Genomic DNA, 20,625 nt, shown 5'->3' on the forward strand with positions numbered 1-20,625 from the left:
GCATACGTTGCCCCGAAGAGATCAGTGGTTGACATAACTCTAAGCCTCTAGTAGAGGGTGAGGGTTCAGTCGTCGGAGGCCACGGGGGAGTGTCCGGCCGCTGATCCGGCCAAGCCGTGTGGGGTCGGCCCATGCCAATCTCGAAGGGAAAGGACCGGAGATGACACCTCCGCACAACTACCTGGCGGTCATCAAGGTCGTCGGCATCGGGGGCGGCGGCGTCAACGCCGTCAACCGGATGATCGAGGTTGGGCTCAAGGGCGTCGAGTTCATCGCGATCAACACCGACGCGCAGGCGTTGCTGATGAGCGACGCGGACGTCAAGCTCGACGTGGGCCGGGAGCTGACCCGGGGACTCGGCGCGGGCGCCAACCCGGACGTCGGCAAGAACGCCGCCGAGGACCACCGCGACGAGATCGAAGAGGTCCTCAAGGGCGCCGACATGGTGTTCGTGACCTGCGGCGAGGGCGGCGGCACCGGCACCGGCGGCGCGCCGGTCGTGGCGAACATCGCCCGCAAGCTCGGCGCGCTCACCATCGGTGTGGTCACCCGGCCGTTCTCGTTCGAGGGCAAGCGCCGGCAGGTCCAGGCCGAGGCGGGCATCGAGGAGCTGCGCAACCAGTGCGACACGCTCATCGTGATCCCGAACGACCGCCTGCTCGCGCTCGGCGACCGCAACATCTCCATGATGGACGCGTTCCGCACCGCCGACCAGGTGCTCCTCTCCGGTGTCCAGGGCATCACCGACCTGATCACCACGCCGGGTCTGATCAACCTGGACTTCGCCGACGTGAAGAGCGTGATGAGCGGCGCCGGCAGCGCGCTCATGGGCATCGGCAGCGCCCGGGGCGAGAACCGCGCCGTCGAGGCGGCCGAGGCGGCCATCTCCAGCCCGCTGCTGGAGCAGAGCATGGACGGCGCGCGCGGCGTGCTGCTCTCCATCGCCGGCGGGTCGGACCTCGGCCTGTTCGAGATCAACGACGCGGCGCAGCTGGTCACCGACGCGGCCCACCCGGACGCGAACATCATCTTCGGTGCGGTCATCGACGACGCGCTCGGCGACGAGGTGCGGGTGACAGTGATCGCGGCGGGCTTCGACGGTGGCACGCCGGCGTACAAGGCGGTCGAGCCGCCGCGCAAGAGCAACCAGAACCCGCCGGCCCAGCCGAACGCTCCGGTGAGCCCGCCGGCCACCATGCCGGCGCCGCAGCAGCCGTCGCGCCGGGTGCTGTTCGACGACGTCGACGTGCCCGACTTCCTCAAGAACGGGTCCTGAGCCGCGCCGATGACGGAGTCACAGACGGCGGTGCGGCCCGAGCGGCGTGCCGAGCTGGCGGCCGGGCTGGCCCGGGTGCGGGCCCGCATCGCCGACGCCTGCGCGGCCGCCGGGCGGCCGCGCGACGAGGTCACCCTGGTCGCGGTGACCAAGACGTACCCGGCGGCGGACGTGGTCGCGCTGGCCGGGCTCGGTGTGACCGACGTCGGGGAGAACCGCGACCAGGAGGCGGCGCCGAAGGCGCAGGCGGTGGCAGAGACCGGCGCCGCGCCGCGCTGGCACTTCATCGGCCAGTTGCAGCGCAACAAGGCCCGCTCGGTGGTCCGCTACGCCGACGTGGTCCAGTCGGTGGACAGCGTCCGGCTGGCCGCCGCGCTGGACGCCGCCGCCGGGGCGGTCCGGGACCGGCCGCTGGACGTGCTGGTGCAGGTGAGCATCGACGGCGACCCGGCCCGGGGCGGCGCGCTGCCGGGCGCGGCAGATCCGCAGCGCGGGCTCGACCCGGTGGCCGCGGCGGTGGCCGGGGCCGACGGGCTGCGGCTGGCGGGCCTGATGGCGGTGGCGCCGCTGGGCTGGGAGCCGGACCGGGCGTTCGCCCGGCTGGCCGAGGTGGCGGCGGCGCTGCGGGCCGACCATCCGGGCGCGACGGTGCTGTCGGCGGGCATGAGCGGAGACCTGGAGAGCGCGATCGGTCACGGCGCGACACATGTCCGTGTCGGCAGCGCGTTGCTCGGAATGCGCCCTGCGCTGCGGTAGCCTCACCACGACGGAAGCAAATTACATCAGTGTTGTTCAGGACGGCGTTCCCGTAGCCGGGGGCCGTGACGGGCGGACCGCGAACCGCACGTCAGGGGATTGCCGATCCGGTCCGGTGGGCATGATCGTCCACTCGTGATCAAGCGACACGGCACGGGGGCGCGTGCCGCACGGCGGACGGAAGGGCGCGGGGATGGGTGCACTGCGCAAGGCGGGGGTCTGGCTCGGTCTCGTCGAGGAGGACGACGAGCGGGCGTACGAGGACGGTGGCTACGACAAGGGTGGCTACCGGGACTCGTCGCGCTACCGGTCGAGCCGGTACGCCGAGGAGTTCGCCGACGAGGACGACGACGAGGCCGAGGAGCCGCCGACGACGCGTGGCCGGCTCGGCGAGCGGGGCCGGCTGTCCGAGCGCGCCTCCAGCCGCGCCGCCGACGTCGACCGGGCCGAGACCGAGCGCCCGGAGCGGGCCGAGCGGTCCAGCGTGCGGTCGATCACCCGGTCCTCCGGCGGCGACAGCTCGGGCGCCCTGACCTATCACACCCGGGACAATCTCGCGCTCGCGCCGCAGGCTCAGCCGCGCGAGCGGGAGCGTGTGGCGCCGGAGGACGAGCAGCGCTACCAGATCACCACGCTGCACCCGACCACGTACCGCGAGGCGCGGACCATCGGCGAGCACTTCCGGGACGGCGTACCGGTGATCATCAACCTCACCGAGATGGACGAGGCGGACGCCCGCCGGCTCGTCGACTTCGCGGCCGGGCTCGCGTTCGGTCTGCGCGGTACGATCGAGCGCGTGACCAACCGGGTGTTCCTGCTCTCACCGGCCAATGTCCAGGTCACCGCGGAGGACAAGGCCAAGATCGCTGAGGGCGGCTTCTTCAGCCTGAGCTGAGCCGCACGACCGAGGGACGTCGCCTGCCGTGTTGTCGATCCTGTTCCAGGTGCTCTACCTGCTGCTGTACATCTTCCTAATTGTCCTATTGGCGCGATTTGTTCTTGGAGCGGTGCTGGCCTATGGTCGCCGCTGGCAACCGGGACGGGGAGCGTCGGCGGGACTGGAAGTCGTGTGGAGCGTCACTGATCCGCCCCTGCGAGCGTTGAGGCGTGTGATCCCACCACTGCGAATTGGTACCGTGAGCATCGACCTGGCCTCCCTTGTGCTCCTGGTTATCCTGTTCGTGCTGATGGAGTTCGTGTTTAGGCGCCTGATCTTCGCGTTTGCCTGACCAGAGCGCTTTCGCGGCCGCAACTGACCCGAGGAGTTTCGATGCCGCTGACCCCGGCCGACGTCCACAACGTCGCCTTCAAAAAGCCGCCGATCGGCAAGCGGGGGTATGACGAGGAGGAGGTCGACGCCTTCCTGGACGAGGTCGAGCGTGAGCTGGCCCGTCTGATCGAGGAGAACAACGAGCTGCGCGCCCAGGTGGAGCGCGGCGGTCGGGGTGGCGCTCCCGCCGGCCCCGGCGGTGACGCCCGCCTCGCGGCGGAGCTCAACGACGTCAAGGCCCAGCTCGACCGGGTGCAGCGCGACAAGGCGGCCGCCGAGCAGGCGGCCCGCGCGATGCAGGCCGAGCTGGAGCAGGTCCGCACGCAGGGCGGCCCGGCCGGCGTGACCGGTGACGGCGAGCAGCAGGCGCTGCGGGTGCTCATGATGGCCCAGCGCACCGCCGACGACCACGTCTCCGACGCCCGTCGCGAGGCCGACCAGCTGCTCTCCGAGGCCCGTTCGAAGGCCGAGGAGGTCACCCGGGAGGCGCGCGCCAAGGCCGACGCCCTGGAGCGGGACGCCCGCCAGCGGCACCAGGAGGCCATGGGCGGCCTGGACGCCAAGCGCACCGCGCTGCAGAAGCACATCGAGGAGCTCAAGCAGTTCGAGCGCGAGTACCGCACCCGCCTCAAGGCGTACCTGGAGAGCCAGCTGCGTGACCTCGACGGTCGCGGCCAGGGTCTCGAGGTGGAGATGAACCGCACCGAGGGCACCCGTGCCACAGGCAGCAACGGTCTCGCCGCGGCCGGCCTCGCCGGCTCCTACGGCGGTGGCCGCTCGGGCTCGCTCGAGTCCGGCCGCTGATCCCGCGTCGGTGGCCGTCCCCGTGACGGCCACCGACCGCCCAGACCGACACGACGCGGCCGGGGGTGAGCCGTGGTAGCCGCCAGCATCCTGCTCATCCTCGTCGCGGTCGTGCTGCTGATCGCCGGTCTCGCCGGCGGGTCCAGCCTCCTGCTCATCGTCTCGATCGCGGCCAGCCTGCTGTCCGCCGTCGCCTTCGTCGCGTTCGCCCGCCAGGCCGCCGCGGCACGGGCCACGGCCGGCCGGGAGACCGGACCGCGACCACGGACCGCGCACACCGTCCCGTCCCCGGACGAGCCGGTGAGCCCGGTCCCGCACCACACGTCCACGGCCGGCGCCGGTGGATCCGGGTGGCGGCAACCGCCCGGATCGCCGGTGACCGACCCGGACGACGCCCCGCCGCCGGCCGCGTACTCGCCGCCGGCCGAGCCGTCCGACACCGGGCCGTACACGCCCGCCGCCGAGCCGTACACGCCGGCGTTCGACGCCGAGGCCGGGCCGTACACACACGCGTTCGAGGCCGAGCCCGCCGGGCCGTACGCGGCGGCGCTTGACCCGGATCCGGTGGACGCGGACCCGGTCGTCGCGGACGCGACGCCCTACTCGCCGCCCGGCCCGCGCGTGCCGGAGACCGCCCGGCCCACCTCGCCCGCGCCGGGCGAGGCGTTCGACGGCGACCCGCCCGCCGAGTACCTCTCCACCGGCGACGTCGCCCGGCTGGTCCGGCTACCGGGCGACGTGCTGGTGGTCGACGGCCATCCCCGCTTCCACCTGCCCGGCTGCCCGCACCTGGTGGGCCGGGAGGACGAACCGCTGCCGGTCGCCGAGGCGGTCGCGCTGGGCTTCACCCCGTGCGCGCACTGCGAGGCCGCCACCACCCTGCTCGCCGAGGCCCGGCCGCGCTGACCATGACGAGCGCGGACGACGCACTCACCGTCGCGGTGCGGGTGAAGCCCGGGGCGGCCCGCGCCCGGGTGGGCGGGCGGTTCGACGGGCCGTACGGCCCCGCGCTCGTCGTGGCCGTGCACGCGCCGGCGGTGGACGGCCGCGCCACCGAGGCGGCCCGGCGCGCGCTCGCCGACGCGCTCGGCGTCCGGCCGGCGACCGTGTCGCTGCGGTCCGGCGCGGCCAGCCGCGACAAGCTGTTCCTGGTCGAGCGCCCGCACGACGGGCTGCCCGAGGTGCTGCGCCGGCTGCGCGACGGCAGCACGGCGTGAGGTCCGGTCGGGCCGGCCGGCGATGACCCCGGGGCTCGACGTCGCGCTGCTCGTGGGCGCCGCCGTGCTGCTGGTCGCGGTGGGGGCGGTGCGGTTCTCCACCCGGCTCGGCGTACCGAGCCTGCTGGTCTACCTGGCGCTCGGCGTGCTGCTCGGCGAGGCCGGCCTGGGCATCCGGTTCGACGACGTCGAACTGACCCGGGTGCTGGGCTTCTGCGCGCTCATCGTGATCATCGCGGAGGGCGGCCTGACCGCGCGGTGGACCACGTTGCGGCCGGTGCTCGGCCTGGCCGCGGCGCTGTCCACGGTCGGTGTCGTGGTCAGCATCGTGGTCGTCGGCGTGGTGGTGCACCTGCTGCTCGGCCTGGACTGGCGGCTGTCGCTGCTCTACGGCGCGGTGCTCTCCTCCACCGACGCGGCGGCCGTGTTCGCCACGCTGCGCCGGCTGCGCCTGCCGCCCCGGCTGGTGGCCGCGCTGGAGGCCGAGTCCGGGGTGAACGACGCCCCGGTCGTGCTGCTGGTGCTGCTGCTGTCCCGCGCCGGGGTCGAGGCCCACCACCCCTGGTGGTACGAGGTGCTGCTGCTCGGCTACGAGCTGAGCGCCGGCGCGGCGGTCGGGGTCGGCGCGGGTCTGGCCGGCCGGTACGCGCTGCGCCGGGCCGCGCTGCCGTCGGCCGGCCTGTACCCGATCGCGGTGGTCGGCTTCACCGTGCTGGCGTACGCGGCCGGCTCGGTGCTGCACGCCTCGGGCTTCCTCGCCGTGTACGTCGCGGGCGTGCTGCTCGGCAACTCCCGGCTGCCGCACCGCCAGGCGATCCTCGGGTTCGCCGACGGGCTGGCCTGGCTGGCCCAGATCGGCCTGTTCGTGCTGCTCGGGCTGCTGGTCTCGCCGAGCCGGCTGGACTCGGCGGTGCTGCCGGCCGTGATCACCGGGCTGGCGCTGCTGCTGCTCGCCCGGCCGCTGTCCGTGGCGGTCTCCGCGCTGCCGTTCCGGGTGAACCTGCGCGAGCAGGCGTTCCTGTCCTGGGCCGGGCTGCGCGGCGCGGTGCCGGTCGTGCTGGCGACCATCCCGCTGTCGCTGCACGTGCCGGGGGCGGACCGCCTGTTCGACGCCGTCTTCGTCCTGGTGGTGATCTTCACGTTGCTCCAGGCCGGGACGCTGGCGCCGGCGGCCCGGCGGCTGGGTGTGACCGCGCCGGCCGAGGCGAGCGAGATCCTGCTGGAGACGGCCCCGCTGGAACGGATGCGCGCCGACCTGCTCCAGCTGGAGGTGCCCGCCGGGTCGCGGCTGGCCGGGGTGCACGTGGACGAGCTGCGGCTGCCGGTCGGCGCCGCGGTGACGCTGGTACTGCGTGACGGGGTCGGTTTCGTGCCGGGCGCTGACACCCGGCTCAAGGTCGGGGACAGCCTGCTCATCGTCGCCACCGCCGGAGTACGGGACGAGACCGAGCGGCGGCTGCGGGCGGTGAGTCGCCGGGGCCGGTTGGCGAGGTGGTTCGGGGAGTACGGCGAGGAGACGGCCCGCTGATCTGCTACCGTTCCTTTTGCCCCGATTGATGGCAGTCCGGGGCGGATACGTGGGACGACGGTGCGGCACGTTGTCGGACGCCTGTACGTTCCGTATTCTTGCCAACCTCCGGAGTGCACGGCGGGCCCACTCGCCGTGCACCCTTCCGTACGCGGACGACGCCGACGACGGCGTCCCCGCCCACGCACCGCTGACCGCCGCTCCGCGCGGCTGAGGGAGCTGACGATGGCGAAGCCAGCCGACACCAGGACCGCCGGTCGCAAGCCGGTGGCGAAGGCCACCCGCAGCGCGGCGGAGACCGAGAAGATCCGGGCCGCCCTGGCGGCACGGCGGGACGAGCTGAACGCCGAGTACGATCAGACGCTGAGCGAGATCACCGAGCTGCAGCGCGACCGGCTGACCGACTCGGCCGGGGACGACCAGGCCGACACCGGGACCAAGACGTTCGAGCGGGAGCAGGAGATCTCTCTCGCCAACAGCATCAAGGAACGGATCACGCAGGTCGAGCGCGCGCTGGAGCGCCTCGACGAGGGTGGCTACGGCTGGTGCGAGCGGTGCGGCAACCCGATCCCGGTGGAGCGGCTCGCCGCGTTCCCGTCGGCCACCCTCTGCGTGACGTGCAAGCAGCTGGAGGAGCGGCGCTGATCACCGCTCCCCGGCGGCCGTACGGCAGACGGTGACCGCACCGTCTCGCGAGCGTCGATGGGGAGCAGATGACCGCAGCACCGCCCGCCGGGGCCGGCACCACCGAGTCGGGCGCCGGCGCGCCCCGCCGTAAGGCCGTCGGCCTGCTGCTCGGCGTGTCCCTGTTCTCGCTGCTGGCGGATCTCGGCACGAAGCAGCTCGCGCTCGCCGAGCTGACCGGCCGGGAGCCGGTGTCGCTGCTCGGCGGCGCCGTCTACTTCAGCCTCACCCGCAACAGCGGCGCGGCCTGGAGCATCGGCTCCGACCACACCTGGGTCTTCCCGATCATCACGTTCGTGGTGATCGGGTGGATCACCTGGATGGCGCTGCGGCTGCGCTCGCTGCCGTGGGCGGTGTCGCTGGGCCTGGTGCTGGGCGGCGCGCTGGGCAACCTGATCGACCGGATCTTCCGCGCGCCCGGCCACTTCGTCGGCCACGTGGTCGACATGATCAGCCTGTTCGACCCGTACGGCCAGGTCTGGCCGGTGTTCAACCTGGCCGACAGTTCGCTGGTGTGCGGCGTGGTGCTCGCGGTCTTCCTGGAGCTGACCGGCCGGCAGCGCGACGGCTCCCGGCTGCGCGACGAGAAGCGCGACGAGAAGCGCGACGACACCGCCCCGGCCGAGCAGCGGGAGAGCGCGTGACCTCCGCCTTCGCCGCCGGCGGCGACACCCGTTCCCTGCCCGTGCCCGACGGCCTCGACGGCATGCGCCTGGACCAGGCCGTGTCCCGGCTGTTCGGGCTCTCCCGCACCGCCGCCGCCGGCCTGATCGACGCCGGGGACGCGCTCGTCGACGGCGTGGCCCGGCCCAACTCGCACAAGGTCAAGGCGGGCTCGTGGCTGGAGGTCACGCTGCCCGCGCCGACCGCGCCGCCGGCAGTGGTGCCGCAGGCCGTGCCCGGCCTGACCGTGGTGTACGCCGACGACGACATCGTGGTGGTGGACAAGCCGGTCGGGGTGGCGGCGCACCCGAGCCCGGGCTGGACCGGCCCCACGGTGATCGGCGGGCTGGCCGGCATCGGCCACCGGATCTCCACCAGCGGCGCCGCCGAGCGGCAGGGCGTGGTGCACCGGCTCGACGTCGGCACCACCGGGATCATGGCGGTGGCCAAGAGCGAGCGCGCGTACACCGCGTTGAAGCGGGCGTTCAAGTACCGCGAGGTGGAGAAGCGCTACCACGCCGTGGTGCAGGGCCACCCGGACCCGCTGCGCGGCACCATCGACGCGCCGATCGACAGGCACCCGCACCACGACTACCGCTGGGCGGTGGTCTCCGGTGGCAAGCCGAGCATCACCCACTACGACACGCTCGAGGCGTTCCCCGCCGCCAGCCTGCTCGACGTGCGGCTGGAGACCGGGCGTACGCACCAGATCCGGGTGCACTTCTCCAGCATGCGGCACCCCTGCGTGGGCGACCTGACCTACGGCGCGGACCCGACGCTGTCGGCCCGGCTGGGGCTGTCCCGGCAGTGGTTGCACGCCCGCTCGCTGAGCTTCGCGCACCCGGGCACCGGCGACGAGGTGACGTTCGTCAGCGAGTACCCGGACGACCTGGCCCGGGCGCTGGAGATCCTGCGCGACTGACGTGAGCGACGACCACGCGCCGCCGCGCCGGTCCCGGTCCGCCGTGCTGACCTGGGTCGCACTGGCCTGCGCGCTCGTGGTGCTGGTGGTGGCGGTGGCGCAGCGGCGGGACCGGCCGGTGAGCGACCGCACCGTGGGCGAGGTGACGAGGGTCGGCGTGACCGACGGCGCGAGCATCCCGGCGTACCTGCGGGCCGCCGGGGACGAACTGGCCCGCCTCGACGCGCCGGACGGTTACGCGCTGGTGTCGTTCGACGGCTACCTGACCCCGGGGCGGGCGGCCGCCGCGCTGAACGGCACGCGGGTCTCGGCGGTGGTGGCGCGGGTGCCGCTGCCCGGCCGGCAGACCGAGATCGTCCGGATCGCGGCGCTGCGCCTGCCGCAGGACGTGGTGGCCGGCATGGCCGGCGTCGCGACGCGCAAGGACCGGGAGGCCGCTGACTACCGATCGCGCGCCGCCGCGGCCACCGCCGATCCGGAACTGCGCCGGGTGTACGACAGCGGCGCGGAGGTCGCCGCCCGCGAGGCGGAGGCGTACCGGACCGGCTGCGCCTGCGTCTACGCCGCGGTCGTGAGTGCCGCTCCGGACGCCCTGCGCGCGCTCACCGCGCGCTCGGGCGTACGGGTGGTGGACCCGGCGCCGGAGGTGCGCCGCCTGGACCGGACCGTGTTCACCCCGCCGCTGCCCGAACAGCGCGACGTGGTCCGGCCGCCGGCCGACACCGGCCCGGCCGAGGCAGGCGGAATGGGCGATTCGTCGGAAGCCGCACGGACGGTGAGCGGACCTTCACCCACCGCCCCCGCACCCGCCGCCGGCTCCGGGACGCCCAATCCCGCTCCCACCTCCTGAGACATCGGGGTACGCGGCGACCCGGCCGATCCCATGGTGCGGCGGACCACCGGGCGATGTGCGGCGCGGGGAGTGGTCCGAATAGGGTTTCGTTCGTAGCCTGTCAGGCGGAGATCGATGGGCTGGGGGAGGGCGAATCCTTGGACGGCAGCGAGACCGGCTGGGGTCGGCAGGGCGAGCCGGCACCGCGGTGGCGGGCGCTGCTCGACCGGGCCCGGCTCGGCGGTCGCGGCGCGGAGCACGCCGACGCCGACCGGCACGTCGAGGAGCAACCGGCGCCGCCGCCCGACCCGCTGCCCCGTCGTGGCGCGGGCGCCGGGTGGACCGGGCGCGCCACCGCCGTCGGCCGCGCCCCCGACGGGTCGTACGGCGCCGAGCCCGGTTACCGGGCCGAGGCCACGTTCCGGGTCGACCCGGCCTTCCGCGCCGATCCCCGGCACGACGGCGAGCCCGCCTACCGGGCCGAACCGGCGTACCGCAGCGATCCGGAGCCGTCCTGGCGCGCCGGGCAGCCCTACCCGCCCGACCCGTCCTGGCGCGCCGACCCGTCGTTCGCGCCCGAGCCGGCACTCGCGCCTGAACAGCCCTTCACCGCCGAGCCGCGCCCGGAGCCGTCCTGGCGACCCGAACCGGCCCGTCCGGAGCCGCGCGGCCGGGCCGAGGCGCCGGCCGAGTCCCGGTACTCCCTTCTGGACGGCGGCTACCGGCCCGCGCCGCCCCCGCCCGAGTCCCGCTACGCGCTGCTCGACCGGGGCCGCTACCGGCCGGACACGCCGCCCGCCCCGGAGCCGGTGGTGCCCGCGCCCCGCCGCCCGCTGGAGGGCCGCTCCGGCCGGGTCGACGCGGCCCAGGTGCAGTGGCGCGCCCCGGAGCCGGACCCGGAACTGGAACGGGCGACCAGCGTGCTGCGGCGCGAGCTGGGCACCCCGCGGGTGCTCGCCTTCGCCAACCCCAAGGGCGGGGTGCACAAGACCACAGCGACGGTGCTCGCCGCCGCGACGGTGGGCAGCGTCCGCGGACGCGGCGTACTCGCCTGGGACGACAACGAACTGCGCGGCACGCTCGGTCTGCGGGCCGGCAGCGCCCGGCACGCCCGTACCATCCGGCACCTGATCCACGACCTGGCGCAGATCGAGATCCTCGAGGGCAACACGCTGCTGTCGCACCTCGACGACTACCTGCGGCACGCCTCCGACGGCTCGTACGACGTGCTGGCCGGCGAGGAGAGCCCGCGCTTCGCGCAGCGGCTCGACCAGTTCACCGTCAAGCGGGTGCTGGAGCTGCTGCGCCGCACCCACGAGGTGGTCTGCGTGGACACCGGCAACAACGTGGAGAGCCCGAACTGGCGCACCGTCATGCAGGCCGCCGACCAGCTCGTGGTGACCACCGTGCCGCGCGAGGACGCGGCGTTCAGCGCGGACTGGATGCTCGACCTGCTGCACGAGGTGGGCATGGGCGAGCTGGCCGACAACGCGGTCACGCTGATCTCCTGCCCCACGCCGGGGCGTACCTCGTTGCAGGACGACCTGGAACGGCACTTCGCCACCCGGACCCGGGCGGTCGCCGTGGTGCCCTACGACCCGGCGCTGGAGACCGGCTCCTCGATCGAGTACCACCAGCTCCAGGCCGAGACCCGCAACGCCTGGCTCAAGGCGGCAGCGGTGATGCTGGAACCGTTCGCGCGCTGAGCGGCGACCACCGCCCCGCGCCGTGCCCGGGCCTGAGAGGATCAACGGGTGAGTCCGGACACCCCTGAGCCCGAGCGGGCGCGCGAGCGCACCGACGGCACCGACGCGCGCACCGGCGACGCCCCGCGGCCGGGCGACGCCTCGCGTCCCGGCGACGCCCCGCGTCCCGGCGGCGTGTGGCCCGAGTACGCTCAGCCGCCCGGCTGGCCCGGCGGCCTGCCGGTACCCGCCGGCACGCCGGTCACCGCACCCGGCGCCGACCCGCTCGCCGGATACCCGGGCGTGGTGGCGGAGCTACCCGGCGCGACCCGGTCCCGCCGCCCGCTGCTGACCGCGCTCGGCGTGGTCGCGCTGCTCACCGCGCTCGGCGCGCCGCTGGGCCTGCTGTGGGCGTGGGCGGCGCCCGCCACCCCGGTCCGGCAGACCCCCGCCGGCACGGTCTACGCGACCACGCAGCCGGAGCAGCCGATCGCCGCGGACGGCTGGTTCAGCCTCCTGACGCTCGGCTTCGGCGTGCTCGCCGCGATCGCCCTGTGGGTGCTGCTGCGGCGTCGGCGCGGGCCGGCCGGCCTGGTCGCGGTGACGCTCGGCGGTCTCGGCGCGGCGGTGGTGGCCTGGCAGGTCGGCCGCCGGATCGGGCTGTCGACGTTCCAGCGGCTGGTGGAGACCGCGCCGGCGGGCACCGCCTTCACCAAGCCCGTCGACCTGCGCGCCGGCGGCGTCGACTGGTACGGCCCGCTGCCGGTGCCGCACGGGAACCTGCTGCTCGCCGCGTTCGGCGCCGCAGTCACGTACACGCTGCTGGCGGGCTGGTCGCGGTGGCCGTCGCTGCGGCCGGAGCCGGAGCCCGACGCGGCCTGGCCGCCGCCCCCGCCCGGGTTCAGTTCGGCGCCGGGGGACCAGCCAGCTCGCTGAGCGGCACCGGCACCGCGCGCACCTGCCGCAGCAACGCCGTCTCCCGGTTGAGCAGGCGCAGCTCGGCGCGCAGCCGCCCGGCCGTGTCGTCGGCGGCGAGCAGCCGCTGCCGGTCGGCGACGGTCAGCGCGGCGGTCGCGGCGACCAGGTGCGACAGGACCGTCGGATCCTCCGGCAGCTGCTCGGTGATCTCCTGCTGGTCCGGCCGGATCAGGCCGAGATATTGCCGGAACACCGAGATCACCCGGGCCGCCAGCAGGTCGGAGACCTCGTCCGGGCCGTCCGGCTCGGGCAGCCACTCCACCTCGGCGGTCAGGTACGGCTCGGCGGAGTCGTCCACCTCGGCGACCCGGAACCGCCGCCGCCCGACCGTGACGATGTCGAAGCCGCCGTCGGCCAGCTCGGTGACCTGCCGCAGCTCGGCGGTGCAGCCGACCTCGTGCAGCGTGACGTCGCCGCCGGCCGGCCCGGAACGCCCCGGCGGCCCGGCCGGCGCGACCTCCCATCCGGCCTGGATCGCCACCACGCCGAACTCGCGCGGCGCGCCCTCGGGCAGCCCCACGAGGTGGCGCACCAGCGCCTTGTAGCGCTCCTCGAAGATGTGCAGCGGAAGGACCAGCCCGGGGAAGAGGACGGTCCCGAGCGGGAACACCGGCAGCCGTGCGCTCACGTGATCGAGCGTATCGCCAACCCGCCCGCCCGCGCGTGTCCCGGCTCACCGTCCCGGCGTGCGGGCGGGCCCGGCCGGTGACACCGGCGGCGGCCTAGACTCGCAGGCGTGCTGAATCGGATCGACCTGCGCGGCGGGACCCGTGACCCGCGCCGCCTGCTGCCCCGTGCCCAGCTCGACGTCTCCGTGGCGGTCGAGCGGATCCGCCCGCTCGTGGAGGCGGTCCGGGACCATGGGTACCCGGCGATCCGGGAGGCGAGCGAACGGTTCGACGGCGTCTCGCCGGAGCGGCTGCGGGTGCCGGTCGAGACGATCCGCGCCGCCGAGGGCGAGCTGGACCCGCAGGTCCGCGCCGCGCTGCTGGAGTCGATCACCCGGGCCCGCAAGGTCCACGCCGACCAGCGGCGTACCGACCACACCACGACTGTGGTGCCGGGTGGCACGGTGACCGAGCGGTGGGTGCCTGTCGACCGGGTCGGTCTGTACGTCCCCGGCGGCCTGGCCATGTACCCGTCGACGGTGGTGATGAACGTGGTCCCGGCCCAGGCGGCCGGGGTGCGCTCGCTGGTGGTGGTGAGCCCGCCGCAGAAGGACAACGACGGCCTGCCCGACCGCCGGGTCCTCGCGGCCTGCGCGCTGCTCGGCGTGGACGAGGTGTACGCGGTCGGCGGCGCCCAGGCGGTCGCCATGCTCGCGTACGGCGCGGGCGTCGACCCGGCCGGCGACGAACGCTGCGAGCCGGTCGACATGATCACCGGCCCGGGCAACATCTGGGTCACCGCCGCGAAGCGGCTGCTGCGCGGCGTGGTCGGCATCGACGCCGAGGCCGGCCCGACCGAGATCGCGATCCTGGCCGACGACACCGCCGACCCGGCGCACGTCGCCGCCGACCTGATCAGCCAGGCCGAGCACGACCCGCTCGCCGCGAGCGTGCTCGTCACCCCGTCCACCGCGCTGGCCGACGCGGTCGACGCGGAGCTTGCCCGGCAGGCGCCGGCGGCCAAGCACGCCGAGCGGATCGGCACCGCGCTGCGCGGCGAGCAGAGCGGCGTGGTCCTGGTCGACGACCTGGAGGCCGGGCTGCGGGTGGTCGACGCGTACGCGGCCGAGCACCTGGAGATCCAGACCGAGAACGCCCGCGAGTGGGCGCTGCGGGTCCGCAACGCCGGGGCGGTGTTCGTGGGCGCCTGGTCGCCGGTGTCGCTCGGCGACTACTGCGCGGGCTCCAACCACGTGCTGCCCACCGGCGGCTGCGCGCGGCACTCCTCCGGGCTGTCCGTGCAGTCGTTCCTGCGCGGCGTGCACCTGGTCGAATACACGCGGGACGCGCTGCGCGAGGTGGCGCCGCACGTGGTCACCCTGGCGACCGTGGAGGACCTGCCCGCGCACGGCCAGGCGGTCAGCGTCCGGTTCGGCGAGGGCGGCGCGTCGTGACCACGCTCGACGACCTGCCGATCCGCGACGACCTGCGCGGACGGACGCCGTACGGGGCGCCGCAGCTCGACGTGCCGGTGCGGCTGAACACCAACGAGAACTCCTACCCGGTGCCCGAGCCGGTGGTGGAGGCGATCGGCAAGGCGGTCGCCGCCGAGCTGCGCGACCTCAACCGCTACCCGGACCGGGACGCGGTGGCGCTGCGCGCCGACCTGGCCGCGTACCTCGGGCACGGGCTCACCGCCGACCACGTGTGGGCGGCGAACGGCTCCAACGAGATCCAGCAGCAACTGCTCCAGGCGTTCGGCGGTCCCGGGCGCACCGCGCTCGGCTTCACGCCGGCGTACTCGATGCACCCGCTGCTGGCGCTCGGCACCGGCACCCGGTGGGTGCCCGCCCGCCGCGGCGAGGACTTCGGGCTCACCGCCGGCGAGGCGGTGGCCCAGGTCCGCGAGCACCGGCCGGACGTGGTGTTCCTCTGCTCGCCGAACAACCCGACCGGTACCGCGCTCGACCCGGCCGTGGTCGCCGCAGTGCTGGACGAGGCACCCGGCATGGTGGTCGTGGACGAGGCGTACGCCGAGTTCGCCCGGCCCGGCACGGTGAGCGCGCTGGCGGTGCTCCCGGGCCACCCGCGGCTGGTGGTGACCCGCACCATGAGCAAGGCGTTCGGGTTCGCCGGCGGCCGGCTCGGCTACCTGGCCGCCGACCCGGCGGTGGTGGACGCGGTGCAGCTGGTCCGGCTGCCGTACCACCTGTCCGCGCTCACCCAGGCCGCGGCCCGCGCGGCGCTGGCGCACCGGGACGCCCTGCTCGGCACCGTGGCCGCGATCATGCGGCAGCGGGACCGGATCGTCGCCGAGCTGCGCGCCCGGGGCCACCGGGTGGCCGACAGCGACGCCAACTTCGTGCTGTTCGCCGTCGAGGGGGACCAGGCGGTGGCCTGGCGTACCCTGCTCGATGCCGGCGTGCTGGTGCGCGACGTCGGCCTGCCCGGCTGGCTGCGCGTCACCGCCGGCACCCCGACCGAGACCGACGCCTTCCTCACCGCGATGGAGACAGTTTCATGAGCCGGATCGCCCGGATCGAGCGGGTCACAAACGAGACGAAGGTGCTCGTCGAGATCGACCTCGACGGCACCGGCAAGGCCGACATCGAGACCGGTGTCGGCTTCTACGACCACATGCTCAACCAGATCGCCCGGCACGGCGGCTTCGACCTGACCGTGCACACCGTCGGCGACCTGGAGATCGACGCGCACCACACGATGGAGGACACGGCGCTCGCGCTGGGCGCCGCGTTCGACCGGGCGCTGGGCGACAAGGCCGGCATCCGGCGGTACGGCTCGGCCACCGTCCCGATGGACGAGGTGCTGGTCCGGGCCGCCGTCGACCTGTCCGGCCGCCCGTACGTGGTGCACGACGAGCCGGCGCTGGCCCCGTACATCGGTCCGGTCTACCCGACCAGCATGACCCGGCACATCTGGGAGTCGTTCGGCCAGTCGGCCCGGATCACGCTGCACGTGGACGTGCTGCGCGCGGCCCGGCCCGGCGGTCACCCGGACGCCCACCACGTGGTCGAGGCGCAGTTCAAGGCCGTCTCCCGCGCGTTGCGCGAGGCCACCGCTGTCGATCCGCGCAACGCGGGCGTGGTGCCGTCCACGAAGGGCGCTCTCTGATGAAGGTGCTGCCCACTCTTCTGTTGATCGTGGCCGGCCTGCTGGTCGGCGGGACGTGGTCGCTGCTCAAGCAGGGCGCACCGCGCGCCGCCGTGGTGATCACCGGCCTGCTGGCCCTGCTGGCGACCGCCGCCGGCGTGCTCTGGCTGCTGCCGGGGGAGAGCTGATGGCACGGGTGGTGGTGCTCGACTACGGCTCGGGCAACCTGCGGTCGGCCGAGCGCGCGGTGGCGCGGGCCGGCGCCGACGTGACGGTCACCGACGACCTGGAGGCCGCCGCGTCCGCCGACGGCCTGGTGGTGCCGGGCGTGGGCGCGTTCGCCGCGTGCATGGCCGGGATCGAGGCGCTGGGCGCCGGGCCGGTCATCGCCGACCGGGTCGCCGCCGGGCGGCCGGTGCTGGGCATCTGCGTCGGCATGCAGATCCTCTTCGGGCACGGCGAGGAGCACGGCGTGGTCACCAAGGGGCTCGGGCTGCTGCCCGGCGGGGTGACCCGCCTGCCCGCGCGGCGGCTGCCGCACATGGGCTGGAACACCGTGCACCCGCCGGCCGGCTCGACGCTGTTCGCCGGGCTGCCCGAGGGCACCCGGTTCTACTTCGTCCACTCCTACGGGGTGACCGACCCGGCGGCGCTGGCCGAGGCGGGCGCCACGGTGACCACCGCGCACCACGGCGCGGACTTCGTCGCGGCGGTGGAGCGGGGGCCGCTCTCGGCGGCGCAGTTCCACCCGGAGAAGTCCGCCGACGCCGGTGCCGCGTTGCTGCGCAACTGGCTCGGCACGCTGTGACCGGACCGGTCCCGGGCACGCGGGCGGGGCGTCGGCGAGTGTCCGCGTGAGCAAGGAGCGGGCCCGCCGCCGCGCGGCGCGCGAGGCCGAGCAGGAGCGGGCGCGCGCCGTCCGCGCCCGCCGGGTGGCACGCCGGGAACGGCGTCGTTCCCTGGTACGCCGGTTGACGCCGTCGCTGCGGCGGGGGCGTACCGGCCGGCTGCGCCGGCACACGCGCCGCGAGCGGGCGACGATCCTGGTGCTCACCGCGGTGGCGGTGGTCGCCATCTGGGCTCTGGTGGACGACCTCGCGCTGCGGCTGGTGCTGGTCGTGTTGTTGTTGCTGGTCCTGCCCGCGATCGTGGTGATCGCGCTGGACCGTCGTTGAGGATCCGAGGAGAGAAGCGTTGAGCCTCACCCTGTTGCCCGCCGTGGACGTCGCCGACGGCCAGGCCGTCCGGCTCGTGCAGGGCGCCGCCGGTAGCGAGACCGCGTACGGCGACCCGCTGGACGCGGCCCTGGCCTGGCAGTCCGACGGCGCGGAGTGGATCCACCTGGTCGACCTGGACGCCGCGTTCGGGCGGGGCTCCAACGCCGCGCTGCTCGCCGAGGTGGTCGGCAAGCTGGACGTGAAGGTGGAACTGTCCGGCGGCATCCGCGACGACGAGTCGCTGCGGGCGGCGCTCGGCACCGGGGCGGCCCGGGTCAACATCGGCACCGCCGCGCTGGAGGACCCGCAGTGGTGCGACCGGATCTGCGGCGAGTACGGCGACCGGGTGGCGATCGGGTTGGACGTGCGCGGCCGTACCCTGTCGGCGCGTGGCTGGACCCGCGACGGCGGTGACCTGTACGAGGTGCTGGCCCGGCTCGACGCCGCCGGGGCGGCGCGGTACGTGGTCACCGACATCACCAAGGACGGCACCATGCGCGGGCCGAACCTGGACCTGCTGCGCGAGGTGTGCGCCCGCACCGACGCCCCGGTCATCGCCTCCGGCGGCGTGTCCACGCTTGACGACCTGCGGGCGCTGGCCACGCTGGAGCCGGTGGGGGTGGAGGGCGTGATCGCCGGTAAGGCGCTCTACGCGGGCGCGTTCACAGTCGCCGAGGCGCTGGCGACGCTGCGGGCCGGCGCGTGACGGCCGAGCCGTCCGCCGACGCCGGGGTGGTGACCCGGCTCGGCTCGGGCGGCCCGTGGGAGGCGCTGTACGGCTACTCGCGGGTGGTCCGGGCCGGTTCGCTGGCGATCACCGCCGGCTGCACCTCCACCGTGGACGGCCGGGTGGCGCACGCCGGTGACGCGGCGGCGCAGACCGCGCAGGCGATCCGGATCGGCCTGGACGCGCTGGCCGAGGTCGGCGCCGGGCCGGGGGACGTGGTGCGGACCCGGATGTACGTGACGGACCGGATCTTCGCCGACGAGGTGGGCCGGGCGCACAACGCGGTGTTCGGCCCGGTGCGTCCGGTCGCCACGATGGTGGTGGTGGCCGGGCTGATCGACCCGGATCTCCTGGTCGAGGTCGAGCTGGAGGCGTACCTCCCGGAGCGCTGACCGGTGCCCCGGGTGACCGGCGCCGCACCGCTCCACGGCCCGATAAGTTGTGCACAACTTAATTGCGAGCTACCGTTCTGGGCGTGACCGATGATCTGGTACTGCGCCGGCAGGTGTGCTTCGCGCTCTACGCGGCGTCGCGCGCCCTGACCGACGTCTACCGGCCCATCCTCGACGAGCACGGCCTGACCTACCCGCAGTACCTGGTGCTGCTGGTGCTCTGGGAGCGCGACGACGACGCCCCCACGGTCTCCGAGCTCGGCGCCGCGCTCCGGCTCGACTCCGGCACGCTCTCCCCGCTGCTCAAGCGGCTGGAGGCGGCCGGTCTGGTGGTGCGTACCCGATCGGCGGCGGATGAGCGCCGGGTCGAGGTGGGCCTCACCGACCGAGGCCGGGCGCTGCGGGAGCGGATGGGTGACGTGCCGCGCCGGGTGGCCACCGCCACCGGGCTCTCCGAGGACGAACTGGTCTTCCTCCACGGCATCCTCACCCGGGTCACCGAGACGATCCACCGACAGAAGGAGCAGTGACATGCAGGTGCTCTACACCGCCTCCGCCCGCGCCACCGGCGACGGCCGCGACGGTCACGTCCGGACCTCCGACGGCACGGTCGAGCTGGACCTCGCCGTACCGAAGGAGATGGGTGGCGCCGGCGGCGCGGCCAACCCGGAGCAGCTCTTCGCGGCCGGCTACGCGGCCTGCTTCCACTCCGCGCTGCGCGTGGTGGCCCGCCAGGCCAAGGCGGACGTCTCCGGCTCCGTCGTCGAGGCCGAGGTGGGCATCGGCCCGAACGGCAGCGGCGGTTACGGCCTGGCCGTGACGCTCGTGGTGGACCTGCCCGCGGTCGAGCGCGCGGCCGCCGAGCAGCTCGTCGACGCGGCCCACCAGGTCTGCCCCTACTCCAACGCGACCCGGGGCAACGTCGAGGTGACCCGCACGGTCCGCGAGGCCCGATGAGCGGGACGAACCGGGAGATCCATCTGGCGTCCCGGCCGGAGGGCTGGCCGACGCCGGAGAACTTCCGGCTGGTCACCACCGAGGTGCCGACGCCGGGCCCGGGACAGGTAGTGGTCCGCAACCGGTTCATGTCCGTCGACCCGTACATGCGCGGGCGGATGAACGACGTCAAGTCGTACGTGCCGCCGTTCGCGCTCGACGCCCCGCTGGACGGCGGCGCGATCGGTGAGGTCGTGGCCGGCGAGGCCGGCGGCGTCAAGCCCGGCGACACGGTGCTGCACGGGCTCGGCTGGCGCGAGTACGCGCTGGTGGACGCCCGGGGCGTGCGCAAGGTCGACCCCGACCTGGCGCCGGTCACCGCCTACCTGGGCGTGCTCGGCATGACCGGCCTGACCGCGTACGCCGGGCTGCTGGACGTGGCGGCGATGAAGCCGGGGGAGACCGTGTTCGTCTCCGGCGCGGCCGGCGCGGTGGGCAGCATGGTCGGCCAGATCGCGAAGCTGCGCGGCGCCGGCCGGGTGATCGGCAGCGCCGGTTCCGCGGCGAAGGTGGAACGGCTCACCGCGCTGGGCTTCGACGCCGCCTTCGACTACCACGACGGCCCGGTGTACAAGCAGCTCAGGGCCGCCGCCCCGGACGGCGTCGACGTGTACTTCGACAACGTCGGCGGTGACCACCTGGAGGCCGCGATCGGGGCGATGAACCTGCACGGCCGGGCCGCCATCTGCGGCATGATCGCGCAGTACAACGCCACCGAGCCGCCCGCCGCGCCGCGCAACCTGGCGCTGGTGATCGGCAAGCGGCTGACGCTGCGCGGCTTCCTCGTCGGTGACCACGGTCACCTGCGGGAGCAGTTCGTGCAGGAGGTGGCGGGCTGGCTGCGCGAGGGCCGGCTGTCGTACGACGAGACGATCGTCGACGGCATCGAGCAGGCCCCGGAGGCGTTCCTCGGCCTGCTGCGCGGCGAGAACCTCGGCAAGATGCTGGTCCGTCTCTGA

General features: G+C 74.5%; 26 protein-coding genes. 25 read left to right on the forward strand and 1 reads right to left on the reverse strand.

Annotated elements, in window-relative coordinates:
* Nucleotides 1-160: 160 nt before the first annotated feature.
* The 14 genes from ftsZ (at nucleotide 161) to OC439_RS19100 (ending at nucleotide 12,573) form a co-directional block, all read left to right on the forward strand.
* Nucleotides 161-1,276, forward strand: a complete 1,116-nt coding sequence (gene ftsZ, locus OC439_RS19035; protein ID WP_135241281.1) for a cell division protein FtsZ — start codon at nucleotides 161-163, stop codon at nucleotides 1,274-1,276.
* A 9-nt stretch (nucleotides 1,277-1,285) separates the two neighbouring features.
* On the forward strand, nucleotides 1,286-2,032 hold the full coding sequence (locus OC439_RS19040; RefSeq protein ID WP_262014596.1) for a YggS family pyridoxal phosphate-dependent enzyme: 747 nt from the start codon (nucleotides 1,286-1,288) through the stop codon (nucleotides 2,030-2,032).
* A 193-nt stretch (nucleotides 2,033-2,225) separates the two neighbouring features.
* Nucleotides 2,226-2,927: a cell division protein SepF gene (locus OC439_RS19045; protein WP_262014597.1), complete on the forward strand. Its 702-nt coding sequence runs from the start codon at nucleotides 2,226-2,228 to the stop codon at nucleotides 2,925-2,927.
* Nucleotides 2,928-2,955: 28 nt separating this feature from the next.
* A complete protein-coding gene (locus OC439_RS19050) occupies nucleotides 2,956-3,261 on the forward strand; it encodes a YggT family protein (protein ID WP_013287596.1) in 306 nt (101 codons plus the stop codon).
* Nucleotides 3,262-3,302: 41 nt separating this feature from the next.
* Nucleotides 3,303-4,106: a DivIVA domain-containing protein gene (locus OC439_RS19055; protein WP_262014598.1), complete on the forward strand. Its 804-nt coding sequence runs from the start codon at nucleotides 3,303-3,305 to the stop codon at nucleotides 4,104-4,106.
* Between the two features lie 72 nt (nucleotides 4,107-4,178).
* Nucleotides 4,179-5,012, forward strand: a complete 834-nt coding sequence (locus OC439_RS19060; RefSeq protein WP_410054937.1) for a hypothetical protein — start codon at nucleotides 4,179-4,181, stop codon at nucleotides 5,010-5,012.
* Between the two features lie 2 nt (nucleotides 5,013-5,014).
* Nucleotides 5,015-5,323 carry a DUF167 domain-containing protein gene (locus tag OC439_RS19065; RefSeq protein ID WP_262014599.1) on the forward strand — a complete coding sequence of 103 codons (309 nt, stop codon included), beginning with the start codon at nucleotides 5,015-5,017 and terminating at the stop codon, nucleotides 5,321-5,323.
* 22 nt (nucleotides 5,324-5,345) lie between these two features.
* Nucleotides 5,346-6,851, forward strand: a complete 1,506-nt coding sequence (locus OC439_RS19070; protein WP_262014600.1) for a potassium/proton antiporter — start codon at nucleotides 5,346-5,348, stop codon at nucleotides 6,849-6,851.
* Between the two features lie 225 nt (nucleotides 6,852-7,076).
* Nucleotides 7,077-7,496, forward strand: coding sequence for a TraR/DksA family transcriptional regulator (locus OC439_RS19075; RefSeq protein ID WP_018785248.1), 420 nt, complete (start codon nucleotides 7,077-7,079; stop codon nucleotides 7,494-7,496).
* A 68-nt stretch (nucleotides 7,497-7,564) separates the two neighbouring features.
* Nucleotides 7,565-8,179 carry a signal peptidase II gene (gene lspA, locus OC439_RS19080; protein WP_262014601.1) on the forward strand — a complete coding sequence of 205 codons (615 nt, stop codon included), beginning with the start codon at nucleotides 7,565-7,567 and terminating at the stop codon, nucleotides 8,177-8,179.
* Nucleotides 8,176-9,120, forward strand: a complete 945-nt coding sequence (locus OC439_RS19085) for an RluA family pseudouridine synthase (RefSeq protein ID WP_262014602.1) — start codon at nucleotides 8,176-8,178, stop codon at nucleotides 9,118-9,120. Before lspA ends, OC439_RS19085 begins: the two co-directional genes overlap by 4 nt.
* Before the next feature lies 1 nt (nucleotide 9,121).
* A complete protein-coding gene (locus tag OC439_RS19090) occupies nucleotides 9,122-9,970 on the forward strand; it encodes a hypothetical protein (RefSeq protein WP_262014603.1) in 849 nt (282 codons plus the stop codon).
* Between the two features lie 140 nt (nucleotides 9,971-10,110).
* The gene (locus OC439_RS19095; RefSeq protein ID WP_262014604.1) at nucleotides 10,111-11,658 is read left to right on the forward strand and encodes an ATPase; all 1,548 of its coding nucleotides are present in this window, start codon (nucleotides 10,111-10,113) and stop codon (nucleotides 11,656-11,658) included.
* Nucleotides 11,659-11,706: 48 nt separating this feature from the next.
* A complete protein-coding gene (locus tag OC439_RS19100; protein ID WP_262014605.1) occupies nucleotides 11,707-12,573 on the forward strand; it encodes a DUF2567 domain-containing protein in 867 nt (288 codons plus the stop codon).
* Here OC439_RS19100 and OC439_RS19105 read toward each other — a convergent pair.
* Nucleotides 12,539-13,243 (reverse strand): LON peptidase substrate-binding domain-containing protein, encoded by a 705-nt coding sequence (locus OC439_RS19105; protein WP_262014606.1) that lies wholly within the window; start codon nucleotides 13,241-13,243, stop codon nucleotides 12,539-12,541. The two genes, OC439_RS19100 and OC439_RS19105, sit on opposite strands and share 35 nt — an antisense overlap.
* Before the next feature lie 108 nt (nucleotides 13,244-13,351).
* Between OC439_RS19105 and hisD the strand changes: the two genes are divergently transcribed.
* The 11 genes from hisD (at nucleotide 13,352) to OC439_RS19160 (ending at nucleotide 20,625) form a co-directional block, all read left to right on the forward strand.
* Complete coding sequence (gene hisD / locus OC439_RS19110; RefSeq protein WP_262014607.1) at nucleotides 13,352-14,677, forward strand: histidinol dehydrogenase; 1,326 nt, start codon at nucleotides 13,352-13,354, stop codon at nucleotides 14,675-14,677.
* The gene (locus OC439_RS19115; RefSeq protein ID WP_262014608.1) at nucleotides 14,674-15,747 is read left to right on the forward strand and encodes a histidinol-phosphate transaminase; all 1,074 of its coding nucleotides are present in this window, start codon (nucleotides 14,674-14,676) and stop codon (nucleotides 15,745-15,747) included. The genes hisD and OC439_RS19115 overlap by 4 nt, the downstream gene beginning before the upstream one ends.
* Nucleotides 15,744-16,355 carry an imidazoleglycerol-phosphate dehydratase HisB gene (hisB, locus tag OC439_RS19120; protein WP_262014609.1) on the forward strand — a complete coding sequence of 204 codons (612 nt, stop codon included), beginning with the start codon at nucleotides 15,744-15,746 and terminating at the stop codon, nucleotides 16,353-16,355. The genes OC439_RS19115 and hisB overlap by 4 nt, the downstream gene beginning before the upstream one ends.
* A complete protein-coding gene (locus OC439_RS19125) occupies nucleotides 16,355-16,522 on the forward strand; it encodes a hypothetical protein (RefSeq protein ID WP_167796924.1) in 168 nt (55 codons plus the stop codon). Before hisB ends, OC439_RS19125 begins: the two co-directional genes overlap by 1 nt.
* Entirely contained in the window at nucleotides 16,522-17,142 is a 621-nt protein-coding gene (gene hisH, locus OC439_RS19130) for an imidazole glycerol phosphate synthase subunit HisH (RefSeq protein WP_262014610.1), read from the forward strand. The genes OC439_RS19125 and hisH overlap by 1 nt, the downstream gene beginning before the upstream one ends.
* Nucleotides 17,143-17,188: 46 nt before the next feature.
* Complete coding sequence (locus OC439_RS19135) at nucleotides 17,189-17,509, forward strand: hypothetical protein (RefSeq protein WP_262014611.1); 321 nt, start codon at nucleotides 17,189-17,191, stop codon at nucleotides 17,507-17,509.
* A gap of 19 nt (nucleotides 17,510-17,528) precedes the next feature.
* The gene (gene priA / locus OC439_RS19140; RefSeq protein ID WP_018785235.1) at nucleotides 17,529-18,257 is read left to right on the forward strand and encodes a bifunctional 1-(5-phosphoribosyl)-5-((5-phosphoribosylamino)methylideneamino)imidazole-4-carboxamide isomerase/phosphoribosylanthranilate isomerase PriA; all 729 of its coding nucleotides are present in this window, start codon (nucleotides 17,529-17,531) and stop codon (nucleotides 18,255-18,257) included.
* The gene (locus tag OC439_RS19145; protein ID WP_262014612.1) at nucleotides 18,254-18,670 is read left to right on the forward strand and encodes a RidA family protein; all 417 of its coding nucleotides are present in this window, start codon (nucleotides 18,254-18,256) and stop codon (nucleotides 18,668-18,670) included. Before priA ends, OC439_RS19145 begins: the two co-directional genes overlap by 4 nt.
* A gap of 83 nt (nucleotides 18,671-18,753) precedes the next feature.
* Nucleotides 18,754-19,200: a MarR family winged helix-turn-helix transcriptional regulator gene (locus OC439_RS19150; protein ID WP_262014613.1), complete on the forward strand. Its 447-nt coding sequence runs from the start codon at nucleotides 18,754-18,756 to the stop codon at nucleotides 19,198-19,200.
* Between the two features lies 1 nt (nucleotide 19,201).
* The gene (locus tag OC439_RS19155) at nucleotides 19,202-19,627 is read left to right on the forward strand and encodes an organic hydroperoxide resistance protein (RefSeq protein ID WP_091045350.1); all 426 of its coding nucleotides are present in this window, start codon (nucleotides 19,202-19,204) and stop codon (nucleotides 19,625-19,627) included.
* Entirely contained in the window at nucleotides 19,624-20,625 is a 1,002-nt protein-coding gene (locus OC439_RS19160; protein WP_262014614.1) for an NADP-dependent oxidoreductase, read from the forward strand. The genes OC439_RS19155 and OC439_RS19160 overlap by 4 nt, the downstream gene beginning before the upstream one ends.

It is taken from the genome of Micromonospora sp. Mcm103 (assembly GCF_024519755.1).
GTDB classification, from domain to species: Bacteria; Actinomycetota; Actinomycetes; order Mycobacteriales; family Micromonosporaceae; genus Micromonospora; species Micromonospora aurantiaca.